The 16,917-nt window shown below is 33.9% G+C and carries 14 protein-coding genes; all 14 read right to left on the reverse strand.

All coding sequences use genetic code 11. From position 1 onward, the window contains the following. Positions 1-23: 23 nt before the first annotated feature. The 14 genes from PHE88_04665 to PHE88_04730 all read right to left on the reverse strand — a co-directional run bounded on the left by PHE88_04665 (position 24) and on the right by PHE88_04730 (position 16,824). Positions 24-344, reverse strand: a complete 321-nt coding sequence (locus tag PHE88_04665) for a hypothetical protein (GenBank protein MDD5687108.1) — start codon at positions 342-344, stop codon at positions 24-26. Between the two features lie 52 nt (positions 345-396). Beyond that, positions 397-2,142 (reverse strand): type IV-A pilus assembly ATPase PilB, encoded by a 1,746-nt coding sequence (gene pilB, locus PHE88_04670; GenBank protein ID MDD5687109.1) that lies wholly within the window; start codon positions 2,140-2,142, stop codon positions 397-399. Positions 2,143-2,208: 66 nt separating this feature from the next. Next, the gene (gene larC, locus PHE88_04675) at positions 2,209-3,276 is read right to left on the reverse strand and encodes a nickel pincer cofactor biosynthesis protein LarC (GenBank protein ID MDD5687110.1); all 1,068 of its coding nucleotides are present in this window, start codon (positions 3,274-3,276) and stop codon (positions 2,209-2,211) included. Between the two features lie 125 nt (positions 3,277-3,401). Continuing rightward, the gene (gene larB, locus PHE88_04680) at positions 3,402-4,061 is read right to left on the reverse strand and encodes a nickel pincer cofactor biosynthesis protein LarB (protein ID MDD5687111.1); all 660 of its coding nucleotides are present in this window, start codon (positions 4,059-4,061) and stop codon (positions 3,402-3,404) included. A 4-nt stretch (positions 4,062-4,065) separates the two neighbouring features. Then, entirely contained in the window at positions 4,066-5,085 is a 1,020-nt protein-coding gene (gene tsaD / locus PHE88_04685; GenBank protein ID MDD5687112.1) for a tRNA (adenosine(37)-N6)-threonylcarbamoyltransferase complex transferase subunit TsaD, read from the reverse strand. A gap of 75 nt (positions 5,086-5,160) precedes the next feature. Beyond that, positions 5,161-6,234 (reverse strand): divergent polysaccharide deacetylase family protein, encoded by a 1,074-nt coding sequence (locus PHE88_04690; GenBank protein ID MDD5687113.1) that lies wholly within the window; start codon positions 6,232-6,234, stop codon positions 5,161-5,163. A 3-nt stretch (positions 6,235-6,237) separates the two neighbouring features. Then, on the reverse strand, positions 6,238-7,584 hold the full coding sequence (locus tag PHE88_04695; protein MDD5687114.1) for a S41 family peptidase: 1,347 nt from the start codon (positions 7,582-7,584) through the stop codon (positions 6,238-6,240). Positions 7,585-7,838: 254 nt separating this feature from the next. Then, the gene (locus PHE88_04700) at positions 7,839-9,143 is read right to left on the reverse strand and encodes a peptidoglycan DD-metalloendopeptidase family protein (protein MDD5687115.1); all 1,305 of its coding nucleotides are present in this window, start codon (positions 9,141-9,143) and stop codon (positions 7,839-7,841) included. Next, positions 9,121-9,876 (reverse strand): permease-like cell division protein FtsX, encoded by a 756-nt coding sequence (locus tag PHE88_04705; GenBank protein MDD5687116.1) that lies wholly within the window; start codon positions 9,874-9,876, stop codon positions 9,121-9,123. The genes PHE88_04700 and PHE88_04705 overlap by 23 nt, the downstream gene beginning before the upstream one ends. After that, positions 9,873-10,946 (reverse strand): polysaccharide pyruvyl transferase CsaB, encoded by a 1,074-nt coding sequence (gene csaB, locus PHE88_04710; GenBank protein ID MDD5687117.1) that lies wholly within the window; start codon positions 10,944-10,946, stop codon positions 9,873-9,875. Before csaB ends, PHE88_04705 begins: the two co-directional genes overlap by 4 nt. Beyond that, positions 10,939-12,396 carry a DUF5693 family protein gene (locus PHE88_04715; protein ID MDD5687118.1) on the reverse strand — a complete coding sequence of 486 codons (1,458 nt, stop codon included), beginning with the start codon at positions 12,394-12,396 and terminating at the stop codon, positions 10,939-10,941. Before PHE88_04715 ends, csaB begins: the two co-directional genes overlap by 8 nt. Positions 12,397-12,435: 39 nt before the next feature. Further along, a complete protein-coding gene (locus tag PHE88_04720) occupies positions 12,436-13,497 on the reverse strand; it encodes a UTP--glucose-1-phosphate uridylyltransferase (protein ID MDD5687119.1) in 1,062 nt (353 codons plus the stop codon). A gap of 126 nt (positions 13,498-13,623) precedes the next feature. Next, positions 13,624-14,757, reverse strand: a complete 1,134-nt coding sequence (gene glgA / locus PHE88_04725; GenBank protein ID MDD5687120.1) for a glycogen synthase — start codon at positions 14,755-14,757, stop codon at positions 13,624-13,626. Positions 14,758-14,919: 162 nt separating this feature from the next. After that, positions 14,920-16,824, reverse strand: coding sequence for a DUF3416 domain-containing protein (locus PHE88_04730; GenBank protein ID MDD5687121.1), 1,905 nt, complete (start codon positions 16,822-16,824; stop codon positions 14,920-14,922). Between the last annotated feature and the right edge of the window lie 93 nt (positions 16,825-16,917).

The following is a 16,917-nucleotide window of genomic DNA, read 5'->3' on the forward strand; positions in this document are numbered from 1 at the left end:
GTTCAGACGTGTGCTCTTCCGATCTATGTAAGTATTTTTTCAGGTATTGTCCTTAAAGCAGCTGCTACTGAATTCCGCTGTCTAAAAACATTCATTCTTATCCTGCCGATACTTTTTATACCGAACGACAAATCTAATTCATTTGTCGCTTCAAATTTCTCTTTTTGCTTATCAGTCAAAAGAGAATAAATCAGCCGTTGACATACATCAGGCGTAAGTTTTTCAAAATGCGAATGGAATACCTCGCCGTCAATTCTTAACATTGGAGGTGCACCGACAGTAAGATGCAAATCAGAAGCATTTTTTTGAATTATAAGTTTCAATAACTCGTCCATACTTAACATAGTCGTTTTACTCCTTAATTAGTGTCTTTTGAAAAAGTCCTTAAAAATATCATTATTCTGCATCTGCAAAAGTAATTCTCATCATTTCTTCAACAGTTGTTACACCCGCAAGAACTTTCCTTAGTGCTGCTGCCCGAAGAGTAGTCATGCCATTTTCAACTGCTGCCTGTTTGATTACATGAGTAGATGCTCTGTCTAAAATTAATTCCCTTATTTTATCAGTGATTTCCATTACTTCATAACACGCTAAACGCCCGCGGTAACCGGTATTGGAACAATTATCACAACCTCTGCCTTTAAAAAGTTGTATTTTTTTGGCATCCCCAACTTCTTTCCGTGACATAGCGGACGAAATAAGCACATCTGCCGGAAGCTCATATGATTCTTTACAATCCGGACATATCACACGAACCAACCGCTGTGCTACCACCATAATAACAGTTGATGTCGTTAGAAACGGTTCTATTCCCATATTGTTAAGACGCGTAACAGCACCGGGCGCGTCATTTGTGTGAAGTGTCGAGAAAACAAGATGACCCGTTAATGCAGCATTGATTGCTATTTCTGCAGTTTCGGTATCACGAATTTCACCGACCATTATGATATCAGGATCCTGACGTAAAAATGATTTTAATCCGGCTGCAAATGTAAGTCCTATATCCGGTCTTGCCTGAACCTGATTTATTCCTTCCAAAACATATTCAACCGGGTCCTCGATGGTGGATATATTAACATCCGGCTGATTTAACTGGGCAAGCGTAGAATAAAGAGTAGTTGATTTACCTGAACCTGTCGGACCCGTTACCAGAACAATTCCATAAGGAATGTTCATATTTTTTTGATAAACGGCAAGCGTGTCCGGCTCATAACCGAGTTTCGATAAATCAAGACACAACGATGACGCATCCAAAATACGCATAACAATCTTCTCACCGAAAGCAGTCGGAAGAACCGATACACGCAAATCCACTTCTTTATTCAAAACTTTTATTTTTATTCTTCCATCCTGAGGAAGCCGTCTTTCTGCAATATCAAGACTTGACATTATTTTCAAACGGGATGCTATCGCATTTTGTGTTCTTTTAGGAGGTGCTGCAACCTCATGCAGCACACCGTCAATTCTATATCTTACACGAAGTGATTTTTCATATGGTTCAATATGTATATCGGAAGCTTTTGCTTTTACTGCACCGGATAATAACAAGTTAACTATTTTTATTACCGGAGCATCTTCACCTTCTGCCTCAAGTGATGTAATATCTTTTCCTGCGTCAACTTCCTTTACAATATCAACATTTGCATCAACACCCTGAACTTCCATATCCTTTACTATGTCATCCATTGATGCTTTACTACCATAGTATTTTTCTATAGCTGCTTTTATCTCTGCTTCAGAGGCAATTACCACATTTATTTCACAGCCGGTCATAAGCCGTAAATCATCGGTTGCAAAAACATTTAGCGGGTCTGCCATTGCAATTGTAAGTACATTGTTTTCTTTTGCAATCGGAATAAGATTCTGGTGTCTTACTACTGATTCAGAAACAGATTTTACAATGTCTTCGGCGATTTGACCATATTCGGAGAGTGAAACATAAGATACACCGCACTGTTTACCTAAAAACGCTAAAAGAACATCCTCAGTTATATAACCTAACGACATCAGAATAACACCAAGTTTTCCACCACGTCTTTTTTGTTCTTCGGTGGCATCCTGAAGCTGCTGGGGCGTAATTATCCCTACATCCACCAGGAGGTCACCAAGTTTCTTTTTTAAAGCCATGTTTTTTACAGCCATAAATTCCTCTAATTGATACTCCTCGAATTATAAAGGATTTTTCGTATTTTGTCAAGCACTTTTAACTTACAGAATCCTCAATAATGGAATATTTTTTTTGGTTGCTATTTTCACTGCTTCATCATATTCTACGGTTTTTTTCTCTAAATATTTCAATTTTGCAATTTTATAAACACCTTCTTTCTTTCTTTTTAATATCCAACGCGATACCGGAACTCTTCTAATGCCTAATGTTGTCGTTTCAGAAAAAATAATATCGGCAATTTTTAATTCATTTTCTTCTGTTGTAATTGCGGATAATATTATTCCCGGACGGCCCTTTTTTGAATAGATATTTGAAAACCATACATCACATGCACCGTTTTGCAAAAGCTTATTCTGAACATATGGAAAAATACGGGCATCCATATCGTCAATATTAGTTTCAAGAACTATTTTTTTATCATCCGAAAAGTACTTTTTTTCAGATTCACCTATGTAAATTCTTAAAACATTGGGCTTTTCAAAATCCAATTGTCCCGCTCCCGTGCCCGTTTGCAATATTCTCATTTCCGGTATTGGTCCATATTTTTCAGCTAATACTGAAATAATCGCAGCACCTGTTGGTGTTACAAGCTCATTTATCGTACTTGTTGAATATACAGGAATCCCTTTTATAATTTCAATTGTCGCAGGCGCAGGCACTCCCAGGTTCAACGGTGATGAATAAACTTTTTCTATTTTTAACGCTTCTAATCCGATAGCTGTGCCAAAAATATCAATAATCGTATCTACTTCTGCAATCTGATGAAAGTGAACAGAATCAATTAACGTTGAATGTACTTTTGACTCTGCATAGGCAAGTTTTGAGTAGATTTTTAAACCTTGTTGTTTGATATTTTCAGGAATTTTTGAATTTTTTATTATCTTTTTAACTTTTGAAAACTCTCTTATCTGTTCACCACCGGTCAAGTGTAAAAACTTTGCATGAACTCCATTTTTTTGAATATTGGAAAACTTCATGGAATATTTAGCAATTGGTATTTTTCTTAACAGGCTTATAAGATGTTTTTCATTAACCCCTGCATCAACAAGAGATGATAAAATCATATCACCTGAAATTCCGGACGAACAATTAAAATATGCTATTTTCATAAGTTAATACACAAATTTCGAAAACCTATTACACATATACTACCGCCTGGTCTTAACCTACCTACCGTCAGGCAGGTCTGTTTAATATTGTCTTTAATCGTTGTAATCAGGAATTGTTGGATTTTTCAACAATTTCTCATTTTATTTATAATATTTGCAATAATCCCCGCTCCAAAACCATTATCTATATTAACAACGCAAACGTTAGGAGAACAGGAATTTAACATTGTTAAAAGTGCAGAATAACCGCCTTTACCTGTGCCATAACCGGTAGATGTCGGAACACCTATAACAACTTTTGATACAAGACCGCCTACAACTGAAGATAAAGCACCTTCCATTCCGGCGCATACAACAACACAAGATGCTTCTATTATTATTTTTTCATGTTTGAAAAGCCGGTGAATTCCTGCAACACCAACATCGTATATCCTTTCAACCCTATTGCCAAGCAATTCAGCAACCACAGCAGACTCTTCTGCAACAGAAACATCTGATGTTCCCGCTGTTATCACTGCAATATAACCGTTACCGGATATTTTTACCGGGTTTACTGCTAAAATCTTCGCTTTTTCATAATATTTAAGATTATTTTTTGCAAACTTTTTCTTTATTTTCAAAGCCAATTTTTTTTCAATCTTTGTCACTATTAAAGGGTTCCGGCTTTTTACAAGTTTATTTATAATTTTCACAATCTGTTCTTCTGTCTTCCCCAGCGAATAAACTGCTTCAGGAAAACCCTGCCTGTGAAATCGTTCAGTATCCAGCATAAAATCACATTTCATATTTTCACCAATTCTCCAATTCAAGATTTGCTGACGGTTTTATTTCTTCTCCACATCCGCATTTCTTTATTTTAAAATATCCTGCTGAAGCAATCATAGCTGCATTATCTGTACATAAAACTATTTCAGGTATAAATAATTTTATATTCTCTGCCTTGCATTTTTCAACAAAAGTTGAACGTAATTGCGAATTAGAAGAAACGCCTCCGCCTAAAACTATTTTTTTAATATTGTATTTCACAGATGCCATAATTGTTTTTTTTACAAGAACATCAACACACGCCTGCTGAAATGAAGCACAAATATCAAGAATCTGCCGGTTCCGTTTTTTTATGTCAATTTTATTTGCAAAAATATAATTTATAATTGCAGTCTTGAGCCCTGAAAAAGAAAAATCCCAAGAATCATGCATATATGGTCTAGGAAATTTTATTTTTTCCGGATTTCCCTGTTTTGATAATCTATCTATTATAGGTCCTCCAGGGTAACCCAACTTCATAAATTTTGCAATTTTATCAAAAACTTCACCCACAGCATCATCACGGGTCCTGCCTAAAATTTCATATTTCCCCATATCTTTAACAAGAATCAAGTCAGTATGCCCTCCGGAAACGACAAGGGCAATGAACGGTGGAACAAGTGCTGATTCCTGCTTTCTATGTCTATCTGTTTTTATGAAACTGGCAAAAATATGCCCTTCAATATGATTTACACCGACAATCGGAACTTTTAATATATCTGAAACTACCTGCGCAGTTGTTGTACCAATAAGCAGTGAACCAATAAGTCCCGGACCTTTCGTAACACTAACAGCATCAATCTTTTTTATTTTTCTTAAAGCTTCTTCAATTACCACATTTATATTTTCAAGATGCTGCCGTGACGCAAGTTCAGGAACAACTCCACCGTATTTCTTATGAATCTTTATCTGTGACGATACAACATTTGTCAAAATAAATCTTCCGTCTTTTACAACAGCAGCCGACGTTTCATCACAAGAAGTTTCAATCCCAAGAATATTCATAAAGTAAAGTTTATAGAGTTTTAGAGTTATAGGGTTTTAGGGTTTTAACTCTATAACCCAATAACCCTATAACCATTATTTAACGGTTCCCTCGTTCTTAACATATTCCGAAACAGTTAAAAAAGAAATACCTGCTTTTTTAAATTCAGGAATAACTTTATAAAGTGCTAACGGAAGATTTTTTGTATGTATGTGTCCTATTGCTACACATCCGTCATTTTTCTCTACTTTTTTCTTTAGTAAATAAAGTTGTTTTAAAATGTATTCGAGATTGTCCTCGTTATCCAAAAAAACCTCGTTTCTTCGTGAGATTATATTCATATTAACAGCAACTTTATATGCGACAGATTTATTTGACGTACTTGAATCGACAAAAATAAGATTTTTTTGTTTTATAACGTTCAAAAATTCTGTAATTTTACTTTTATCTTGTGTAAAAGCACTTCCCATATGATTATTTACGCCTGTTACACCTTCAACATTTTTAAGATTTCTTAATACCATATTTTCTATTTCTTTAGCAGACATATTCAGTAAAATTGCTGCCTTGCCGGGATTTACAGTTGGGTATCTTTCGGGTTCCATCGGCTGATGCAAAAAATATTCCTGATTGTTTTTTTTCAACTCGCTAACAAGATAAGCAGAATATCTTTCATAAGGAAGAATACTGTATGTAAGAGGAATATTCAACTTTAAAAAGCTTTCTAACTCATCTTTTTTATATCCTATATCATCAATTAAAATTGCTGCTTTTAATTTTACAGGTTTAGCCGGCAAAAATAAAATCTTATTTAAAATAATCCCGTTTTTTAAAATCAAAAGTAAATTATTTTTCCCGTCGAAATCAGTATTTACACCATAATATTCTTCAAGCCCAACTTTCACTTTTACAACTATATCAGCTATCTTTTTTGTATCAGTTTTTATATCTTTATTAACTTCAATCCACTTTGCGACTTTTGATTCTTTTTCAATACGGAGATTCCGTACTACTTCTTCGTTAGTTACCCCGGAATCTGTTAATATTTTGTTAATTTTAATGTCAATTTGGTTTGACAATGTAGAAAGATCTTCCGGTCTACTACGGAAATAGAATATAATTATAATACATATAATTACAAGAATCAAAAGTCGCCAGAGTTTTTTCATTCTTTATTTACCGATTAGAATATCTCTTACTTGTAAAATCTGTATCCCTCTCTCAAGAATTTCATCTTTTGCTTTTACATTTTGAACAATTGCAGTTGATGTTACAACATTGTAAGCGTCGGGCTTACCCGCTGCAGGTGAAACAGATTTTTTATCTTTATCTTTATCCTTTTCTTTACCTTTATCTTTAGCATTTGCAATTTCATCATCTAATTCCTGTTTCTGAAGTGCAATTTCTGTCTCGCGTGTAACATCGATAACTATATCAGGAGTTATTCCACCCGTTTTTTTCACTGGATCTCTATGAATACTTCTCCCGGATGGCGTATAATATTTTTGAGTTGTTAGTCTAAGCGATGCTCCACCTTCAAGCGGAAGAAGCGATTGGACAGAACCCTTACCGAATGACTGCATTCCTATAATAACTGCTCTCTTGTGATCTTGCATACAACCGGCAACTATTTCAGCCCCGGATGCAGAACCCTTATTAACTAAAACAACCATAGGAACATTTGCATAAGGAGCAGTTGAATCGCTGCGGTAATCCTGTCTCGGGAACTTTCTGCCCTGGGTAAAAACAATCAATTTATTTTCACCGACAAATCTTTTACAGATATCGACAGCAGTATTCAGCAACCCGCCCGGGTCATTTCTCAAATCAAAAACAATTGACTTCATACCTTGCTTCGTTAGCTCAGAAAGCGCAATGTCTAATTCTTCGGTTGTTTTTGCGTTCATTTCAGTAACCCTAAAATAACCTATGGTATCAGTAAGCATCTTCGCTCCTACAACCGTTACAACCGGAATATCTTCTCTCGTCAATGTTAAATCAAACGGTTCTTTATCTTTACGAAATAAAGTTATCGTTACCTTGGTGCCGGGGAGACCCCGCAATTTTTCAACTGCCTTATCTGTTGAAAGATCTTTGGCATCTTCGCCGTTAATTTTTATAATTTTATCTTCCGGTAAAATACCCATTCTCCACGCCGGTGTCCCTGGTATAGGTGTAACTACTGTAATCCAACCGTCATTTGATTCGGATATTCTGATTCCTAAACCCCCAAAATGACCTTCTGTATGAACTTTCATCTCTTTTGCTTCAGTAGGTTCCATGAACTGAGAAAAAGGGTCAAGTGTCCTCATCATTCCGTCAGCAGCACCGTAAATAAGCTTTTTCATATCCGGCTCATCTACATAACTTTCTCTTACATATACCAGTATCTGTGATAAAATCTTTATCTGGTTATAGACGTCATCAGAAGCTGCTTTGACCATGTCATACTTTAATAATGATACTCCTATTATTAAAAATAACACCAAAACTAAAAATCCTTTCTTTTTCTTAAACATTTTACCTCCTGTAAATTTTTACTTCAAAGCCTGTATGAAACTAATTGTCGGTCGGAGAATTTATGGGCTAATATATTTTAACCCTCATGCTGTCATTGCGAGCCCGCCAACGGTTCAGTGGCGGGCGTGGCAATCTCTATTTAAAAACTACGAGATTGCTTCACCTTCGGTTCGCAATGACACCAGTAATAATCTATATTTTAACTTCAACAACAACCTCTATTCTTAACCTTTAGTTTTGTGACCGGCTATTTTTACTTCAACCAGCTAAGCGGGTCCTGGGGTACACCATCTCGCCTTAATTCAAAATATAGCGATGCATCCTGCGTATAAACTGAAATCCCTACGATACCTATGACTTCACCTTTTTGTATTTCCTGTTCTTCTTTAACCATTATTTTATCAAGATTACCGTATATGGAATAAAACCCTCCTAAATGGTCAATAATTACCATTTTCCCATATGACTTAAACTCACCGGCAAAAACTACTTTTCCTTTATCTATTGCAATTATATTCTGACCAAGTATTGATTTTATTCTTATCCCGTTGTTAATTACCCAAGTATCCAGTTCCGGATGTTTTTGTTTGCCAAAAATTGATGAAACATTTTTTCTTAAATCAGATGTTTCACCTTCTATAGGCCAGGATATTAAACCTTTCTTTTTCGACATTTTAATCCTGGATAACCGTTCTTCTTCTTTTTGTTTTTCTGTTTCTTTAGCTTTTTTTTCTAAAAGATCTATTAATTCAGAAAGCATCGTTTCAGAGTCTCTTAAGCTGCCAATTTCCTGTTCATAAAAAATGCGTTTCTTAACAACAGTTGAAAGAAGCTGTTTTTTATCATTTTTTTGTCTTGAATATGTTTGTTCTGAAATACCTTTCTTTAATTCAAGATTTTTCAGTTCTTCCATCCCGCTTTCAAGTTTAATTTTAAGTGATTCATATTTGTTTACATTTTTTGCTGTTTGAAGATAAACGAACGATTTTTGTCTTGCTAAAAGCTGCAAGAATTTATAACGTTTTACCAAATCAGCCGATGAATTCGAAGAAAGCAATATCCTTGCCGAATATTCATCAGTAACCGGTCTTCCTACTCCCTGGATATATGCAAACCTTATCTCGTTTCTTAGCGTATCTTTCCACTTAATCATTTCTTTCTTTGTTATTTCTAACTTAATTTTTAAACCGTCTATAGATTTTTGCTGTTGAGCAATCAATATTTTTGTTTTTTGTAATTCAATTTTTGTTGATTCAAGGTTTCTTAGAATATTTTCAAGTTGTGATTCTATTGACGCTTCCTTTTTTTTTATAATTTTTACATTATCTTCTTTTTTAGAAATTTCTGTTTTAACCCCGGTCAGCTCTTTTTTACTCTTTTTTATTTTCTGTTTATATTCTTTTATCTGTTTATCATAATTATCAGCATAAGTATAACAAATACAAGAAAAAGCAATTATACTGAAATAAATAATCCCCGCTAAAACCTTCATGAATTGATTTTCAGTTTGCCGTTTTAAGCCTATTATTTTCTTTTTATTGTTTTTTTGAAAAAACATTTTTTGGTATTCTCAATGCTAAGCTTGCAACTATTACAATTATTAAAATTAATATAATTTCATATCTCGAAAAGAAAACCGGTGCCTTAAAATTTGGAACAAATAAATGTTTATAAATTATATTTAAGATATAAAAACCAATTCCTCCCCCGACAATTCCGTCATATATTCCGTGAATATATTCTTTTTTATTTGTCGACAAAAATACAGCAACAAATGAAATAATAATAAATAAGCTGAAAATAAGATTTCCAAACCTGCTTAAGTTTCTAAATACTTTATTTATCGCTAGCAGATTTTCAGCTTCAACTGAAGTGTAATATATTTCTTCTATACCGTCTATTAATTTGACTTCTTCTGCTACCCTTTTAATTGTCTCGGGATCTTTTTTCGTTAAATAAATATCGACTGTTGCGGGAAGCGGGTTTTCGTCAAGAATTTTAATTTGTTTGGCAAATTCCTGGTTTTTCTTAAACTCTTCAATCGCTTCTGCTTTGGAGGTATATTTTATTTTTTCTATTGTTTCAATATCGCTTATCTTTTTTAAAAGTTCGTCCTTTTGATTATCATTTTCTACATTATCGCTTATGAATGCAACAATTTCAACCCGTTCTTCAAGTAATGTAAGATAAGAAAACAGATTCTTTAAAACAAGTGAAAAAAATCCATAAAAAATCAAACTGACTAATATAAAAATAATTCCCAGTAACGATAGTTTTTTAATATATTTCATGATAATTTGTTCCTTTCAAGCTCTGAAATACACAATTCGGCTGTTTTTTTTGCCTTATTTTTTAAATCTTCCAATATTTCAAACGTTTTATTTATACCATTCTTTTTGCCTGATATTTCGTTTAGCGTATATTTATAAATATCTCCGGACGTAAACTCATTTATTTTCGCGGAGTTTTCATACCCAATCAGACTAAGGAAATTTGTAATTTTCGAATATCTTGATATAGGGACAAATGGTATCCCATACTTTGATGCAAGAATTAAACCATGTAAACGCATGCTGACAATTACATCCAGCCGTGAAAACAGCTTTAATATATCATCAATTTCTTCCCAGATAAAAATTTCTGTCTTTTGAGCAATCTCATTTTGTATCATTCTAAGTATTTTCAAATCTGATGTTTTCTGAAATGGTATAAAAATAATTTTTGTCCCCGTATTTTCCATGAACAACCTTGAAAGTTCGGAAAATATTTTTATATCCTTTTTCCAATTACCGGTTTTTCTGATAATTACACCTATTTGATTATTTTGTATATTATTGTTCTTTTTATACGGCTCTAAATCAAGCCCGAACACCGGATCTGCCGTAATAGTAATTTCTTTCCTTACCCCGAAAGATTCTAACATTTCTTTATCTTGTCGTGTACGTACTGTAATGCGGTTTACTTTATTAAAACAATTCTTAATAAAATATCTATTGAATAAATGCCTGATTTCACCAATACCTACAGCATAAACAAAAACAGTCTTTTTGAAAATAGCTGCAATAAATATTATTAAAAGGTAATACCATAGACTTAAAGAACCTGTCGTGTCCTGGAAAAGACCGCCGGCACCCGAAACAAGCATTTTACAATTTTTAATCTCTTTTAATATGGTAAAAAGATTCCATCTGTTAATTGAGCGCAAATTATATGTTATTGCCGTTTCTTTTGGTGTCGCTGACAATACAGTAATTTTTATCCCAGGCTTGTAAAATCTTAAATCATTTACTATTGCTTTAAGAATAAGTTCATCGCCTGTATTTTTGAAACCATAATAACCGGAAATAACTATATCAGACATTTGCTGTTTTACCAAGAAAGTATGAATAAATATAAATTAATATTATACCTAAAATTATCCCAAAACATATTCCGTTAAAACTTCTTAAAAGTGAAATATAAAATGGAGTATGAATATGGCAAAATGTATTTATTATTGAAATCTGCCCGATTATTCCAATAACAAAAAATGGTTTCCACATATAACTTTTTACATTATACTTAAGATAACTAGCTAACAGCATAAACGGGTGACCGATACAAAATTCCTTGAGACGAGGTCTGATATAAAATATTTTTTCCAGCAAAGAACGGAAAGTATCTTCCGTAGAAGTAATACTGCCGTAATTTCCGGTTCTCATGATATAAAAACCTGCTGCCAAAATCAAAACACCTAAAGAAAACAATTCAATATATAACACAGGTTTTTTTAGAAACCCATTAAAATTATCTTTAAATAACATATAACATATAAAAAGCACAGGCATAATTGAAGCTATCTTTACTCCGCTAAATAAATCAACTTCCAGCATAAAATTCTTCATTGATAAAACACCTGCAATTATAACTCCGGATAATAAAGAAATTAGTGTTAATATAAGAAAAGCAGCAACTGTCTTTAAAACAGGGGACCTCTTGGTGAATATAAAACTGAGATTTGGCAATAACAAAAATATAAATACCGGAGATAATAATGCTACAAGCAATGAAATGATTTTTAAAAAAATAGTGTATTTCAAAAGTTTAACGTTTATATCTTTTACCGGAGCAGGTCTTTCTATGTTAAATCCGGCTTCTTTCAGGACATTTTTTGATTGACGGATATATTCAATTGCATTCTCCAAATCAGTTTGTGCCAAATCAACAATAACTATCCTTACATTCCTTTCTAAGACTGCTCTTTTTATTCTTTCAAGATTTTTCTTATAATCCCCTTCCCATCTTGTCTTAAATACCCTGAATCCCGTAGATGTATTTTCCAATATTTTTCTAACTTCTTTCTGCTTGGCAAATTCAACAAGCCCGAAAGTATAATCAAAATCTTTTGGAATTTCCCCGTAAAAATCGTCAGATAAAATAACAGATAATATGCCCGGCGTTTTTACGGGCACTTTAGAAATATCTCCCTGTACAGACAAAACAATATTAAGATTCAGTTTTGAAGCATTTGAAATTTTTTCCGGCGACGGTCCATAATATTTTTCCTGTGGAAGTTTCTTGTATTTTATCTCGCCGCTTTCCTCATAATATTCTTTTGCTTTTTCATCTGATATTACGACCGTATTTATTCCGGCATTCTTAAAATCAACTAATTTCTCAACTCCGAAAAAGTTAGCCGCATCATCATATTCAATCGCTAATGCCACCGAATGGTTGTCTTCGTTATGAATTCTGTTTTTCAACGGTATGATGACCATGCATGAAAGTATAATAACAAAAACAATATAAATAATAACTATTTTTTTTAACATTTTTAAATCAAATATTCAGTATTCTTAAAATTAAAACTTTTAGTCAAACCTCTTTTTAAGATTATTTCTATCTCTCTCTAAATCGTCCGGGGTCTTTATCGGAATGAATCTTTTTTCTCTATCAACAACAACATATTTTGTCTTTAGCATTGCAGAAAGGTCACCGGTAAGCCGTTCAAACTGTATAACTTTTTTATCCCCGACCTTTTTTTCAACATAATAAAAAGGTAATGAAAAGGAGCTTTTTAGTGCACTTGCTTTAAAAACATAAGTTGCTGTGTTGAAAACAGAAATTGAATCCTGGTTAAAATCCGGAGGGAACTTGAACTGCTCTACAATTTCCACATGCCCGTCAACAACTGCCGGAGCACCGCCTTTATCTCCGGGATATTTTACGGCAAGTTCAGCGGTCATTTCCGATTTTCCTTCTATGTGGTACCCCAAAATCTGCTCGTCTATTGTGGCTCCAAGATTATCTACATTAGAATACCATAAATGTTCGCCGCCATTCTTAATAAAATCATTCAGAAAACCGCTTTTTTGAAACGCGTAAATAAAATCGCCGTGTCCCGGACCGTAATAACTGTCTTTTTCCGGCAAAAAATAACTCCCGTCAATATTCAATCGTTTTGCAATAAACTGACTAAAACACTTTATATTATTTTCAAGCCCGAAATAGCCGTTTTCTTTAAGATATTTAAGTGTCGAATTCTCTGTTGCAAAGCTATTCATTATGTAAATCGGAATTGAAACATTATATTTTAAGTTAACTTTTTTTATTTGTTCAAGTTTTATCTGTAAAAAACTCTTTTTATCATAAACTTCAACAATCCCTTTGACAACCCCGCCAAATCTTGTCGCCATCCCGCCGTTAACAACCACAATACCTAATTTTTTACTCTTTATTGCAGCAGCCCCAACCTCAGCCAATGTTTGTTTTGTATCCAAATCTTTCTCTGAATTAAAAAATTTTGTTTCATCAGGCGATTCCACCTTTCCCTTGATAATGTTATTTTTATCGGAAAATTCACCCGACAGAAACTTTTTTCTTAAATCCTCAAACAACTTTTCATCATAATTATATTTTTTCAAAATATCCATATATATTTTTTTTATTCTAAAACAAAAAGGAAAATTGTTTTAGTTATAGAGTTATAGGGTTTTTAGAGTTTAAATCCTAAAAACACTTTCTATAACCTTGCTTAACGAAATCCTTCTGACAACAGTTTATTTTACAAGACTCTCATAGAGTTTTTTTGTTTTTTGAGCAATATATTCCCAGGAAAAATATTTTTCAACACGTGCTCGCCCGTTTTCGCTGAATTTATTTCTTAATTTTTCATCTTTTAAAAGTCTATTAACAGCATCCGCTATTTGTTTTGAATTTTTCGGCTCGACCAGAATACCTGTTTCCTCCGGCATAACAACTTCTAAAATCCCGCCTGTTGCAGCAGCGACTACAGGTGTTTTACATGCCATAGCTTCAAGATTAATTATTCCAAACGGCTCATAAATTGAAGGACAAACAAAAACTTTTGCTGAACTATATAACTGAATATATTCTTCTTCTTTAAGTAATTTATGAATCCAAACAATATTCTTTTTCTTTTCAACTTTTTTCGTCATTTGTTCTTCATAATCCTTAGTATCAGCACCATAAGCACCGAAAACAATCTGGACGGGAATGTCGTCGGCAGCATCAATTAAATATTCCATTCCTTTCTGAGGCGTAGGCCTGCCTACAAAAAGTATATAATCATCTGCTATACCATATTCTTTTTTCAATGACGGGCTCAAAGGTGTATATTTCCACTTATTCAAGTCAACCCCGTTATGAATAACCTCAATCTTGTCAGGAGAAATAGTAAAATACTTAAGTATATCCTGTTTCATTAAACCTGAAACACCAATAATTTTATCTGCTGATTCTATACATATTTTTTCAATCCAGGCACTCAATTGATATCCTCTGCCTAACTGGTCTTCTTTCCAAGGCCTAAGGGGCTCTAACGAATGACAGGTTGCAACGAACGGAATGTTATATAATATTTTGGCAAGAAGTCCGCCAAAATGCCCATACCATGTATGTGTATGAACAACATCGGAATTAATATCCTCTAAAACGGAAATAAGATTTGTAGACATTGTTTCAAGAGTAGGTGAGAACTTTTTACCTTTTAATTTTTCCCAACCCTTATAGCCGATTGCTTTCAGTGTTTTTTCATCAATTTTCTGGTCTCCAAAACACCTTACTTCAACTTCCATTATTTTTGAAAGTTCCTGTGCCAAATACCTTAAGTGAACTCCTGCCCCTCCATAAACATATGGAGGATACTCTTTTGCCATCATTGTTACTTTCATTATTATACGCTCCTATTTTAATCAAGATATAACTATTTTAATGAATTAAACAAAAAATATTTTTTTATCTTCAAAAAACATCATAATTCACCCCTCATCTTTCATCTTCTCCCCTGTGGGGAGAAGAAAGAGTTGAGGGGTATGATTTTTTTATGTTTTGAATTAATGTCCAGGTGCTGTTATATAAGCATGAATAATTGACTGGAACTCATATTTTCTTGCTTCTATATTTATCGTGTTAGCATAATTTTCATCAAAAGTTTCACCGGTATAAACTCGCCATAAAATTTCGTTATTAAAAAATTCTGCTAATTCTCTTCTCGCATAGACATCATTGTGTTTTGTAACCTTTTCCCGTAACTCAAAGAATTTTTTTGAATGTTGTACTGCAAGTTCGTTTTGAGGTTCATTTTTTGTGGCGCGCCAAGGGCGCGCTACTACACGAAATATATAAACAGGTTCTTTGTGGGGTTCAAGACGAACATAATTTTCTCTGCCATGCCATACATACTTCTTACCGGTAATCAATTCTTCTACAATATAATCCGTATCTGATGAAATACCAAACTCTTCAACAGGTACGGTCACTCTTGCATTCTGAATTTCAAAAGGATTAACATTTACCGCAATTAGAATTATATTGTCTCCATATTTTTTTCCATAGAAAAATATATTGTCATTAATGGAATTGTAAATTCTTAAATTATCGTATTGTTGCAATGCAGGATTAGAGTTCCGTATTTCGTTGATTTTAGCTATATAATCTTTTATGTTTCCCTGTTTATTCCAATCCCAAACCTTATACTGGTATTTTTCCGAGTCGGCATAAGTTTCGGTTCTGGGAAAAGCATTTCCATCGCAAAGTTCATAACCGCTATAAATACCATACACTGAAGAAAGCGTGGAAGCGAGCGCGACTCTCATTTTGAAAGCAGGCTGTCCTCCCGACTGAATTATCGGCGGGCATATATCAGGAGTGTTGGTAAAATAATTTGCCCGTAAAAAATCCTTTAAATAAAAATTTGTTAATTTTAAGACATATTCTATCAATTCATTTTTCCCGTTCCGCCAGGTAAAATATGTGTATGATTGTGAAAAACCTACTTTTGCAAGTTCTTCAAGCTTCTCATAATTTGTGAATGCTTCCGCTAAAAATACGGTATCAGGATATTCTTTTTTTATATCACGTATGACCCACCCCCAAAACTCTGTCGGCTTTGTATGAGGATTATCAACACGAAAATGGGTGACACCCTGTTTCCTCCAAAACACAAAAATTGATTTCATCTCCTGCCACATCATATCTTTGTTCGGCGGATAAAAATTTAACGGATATATATCTTCATATTTTTTTGGCGGGTTTTCAGCATAGGCGATTGTTCCATCAGGTCTTTTGTGAAACCACTCAGGATGTTCTTTAACATATGGGTGGTCGGGAGAACACTGTAACGCAATATCAAGTGCGATTTCAATCCCAACTTTATTGGCTTCCTTTACGAAATGTTTAAAATCCTCAACTGTTCCAAGTTCCGGCTCCACAGACTTGTGACCACCCTGCTCGTTACCAATAGCCCACGGGCAACCGGGATCATTTGGTCCGGCATTTAACGAATTATTAGGTCCTTTGCGATGAGACCTGCCTATAGGGTGAATAGGCGGTAAATATATAACGTCAAATCCCATTTTTTTGATATCAGTTAACCGATTTTCGCAGTCAGTGAATGTCGCACTTTTCCCGGGTTGAATACCTTGTGAACGTGGAAACATTTCATACCAAGCTGCAAAACGTGCGTATTTTTTTTCAACCATAACTTCTAATATTTTACTGTAACCGGCAATTGTATATTGATAAAAACCCGGTGTTATCGGAGTAAATGATGCAGTATATTTTACACCCTCTTTAAGCATTAAAATCTCTTTCCATTTTTTTTCTGATATTCTTTTGTATCTTAAAACAGGATGCTCATCGCCTTCAATTTCACAAGAAACAATAAACCCCCTGTCAACCTCAGTTTTAACAGGATACAACCCACCTTCTATTTCCGGATACACATTTTTAATAATCATAAATATAAACCTCTTAACATTGCATTAATATCGCAAGTAAGCAAGAAATTTTCGCACAACCTAATCACAGAGCGAGGGAGTTGTTGAGCAGAA

Source organism: Elusimicrobiota bacterium, from assembly GCA_028718185.1.
GTDB lineage: Bacteria > Elusimicrobiota > UBA8919 > UBA8919 > UBA8919 > JAQUMH01.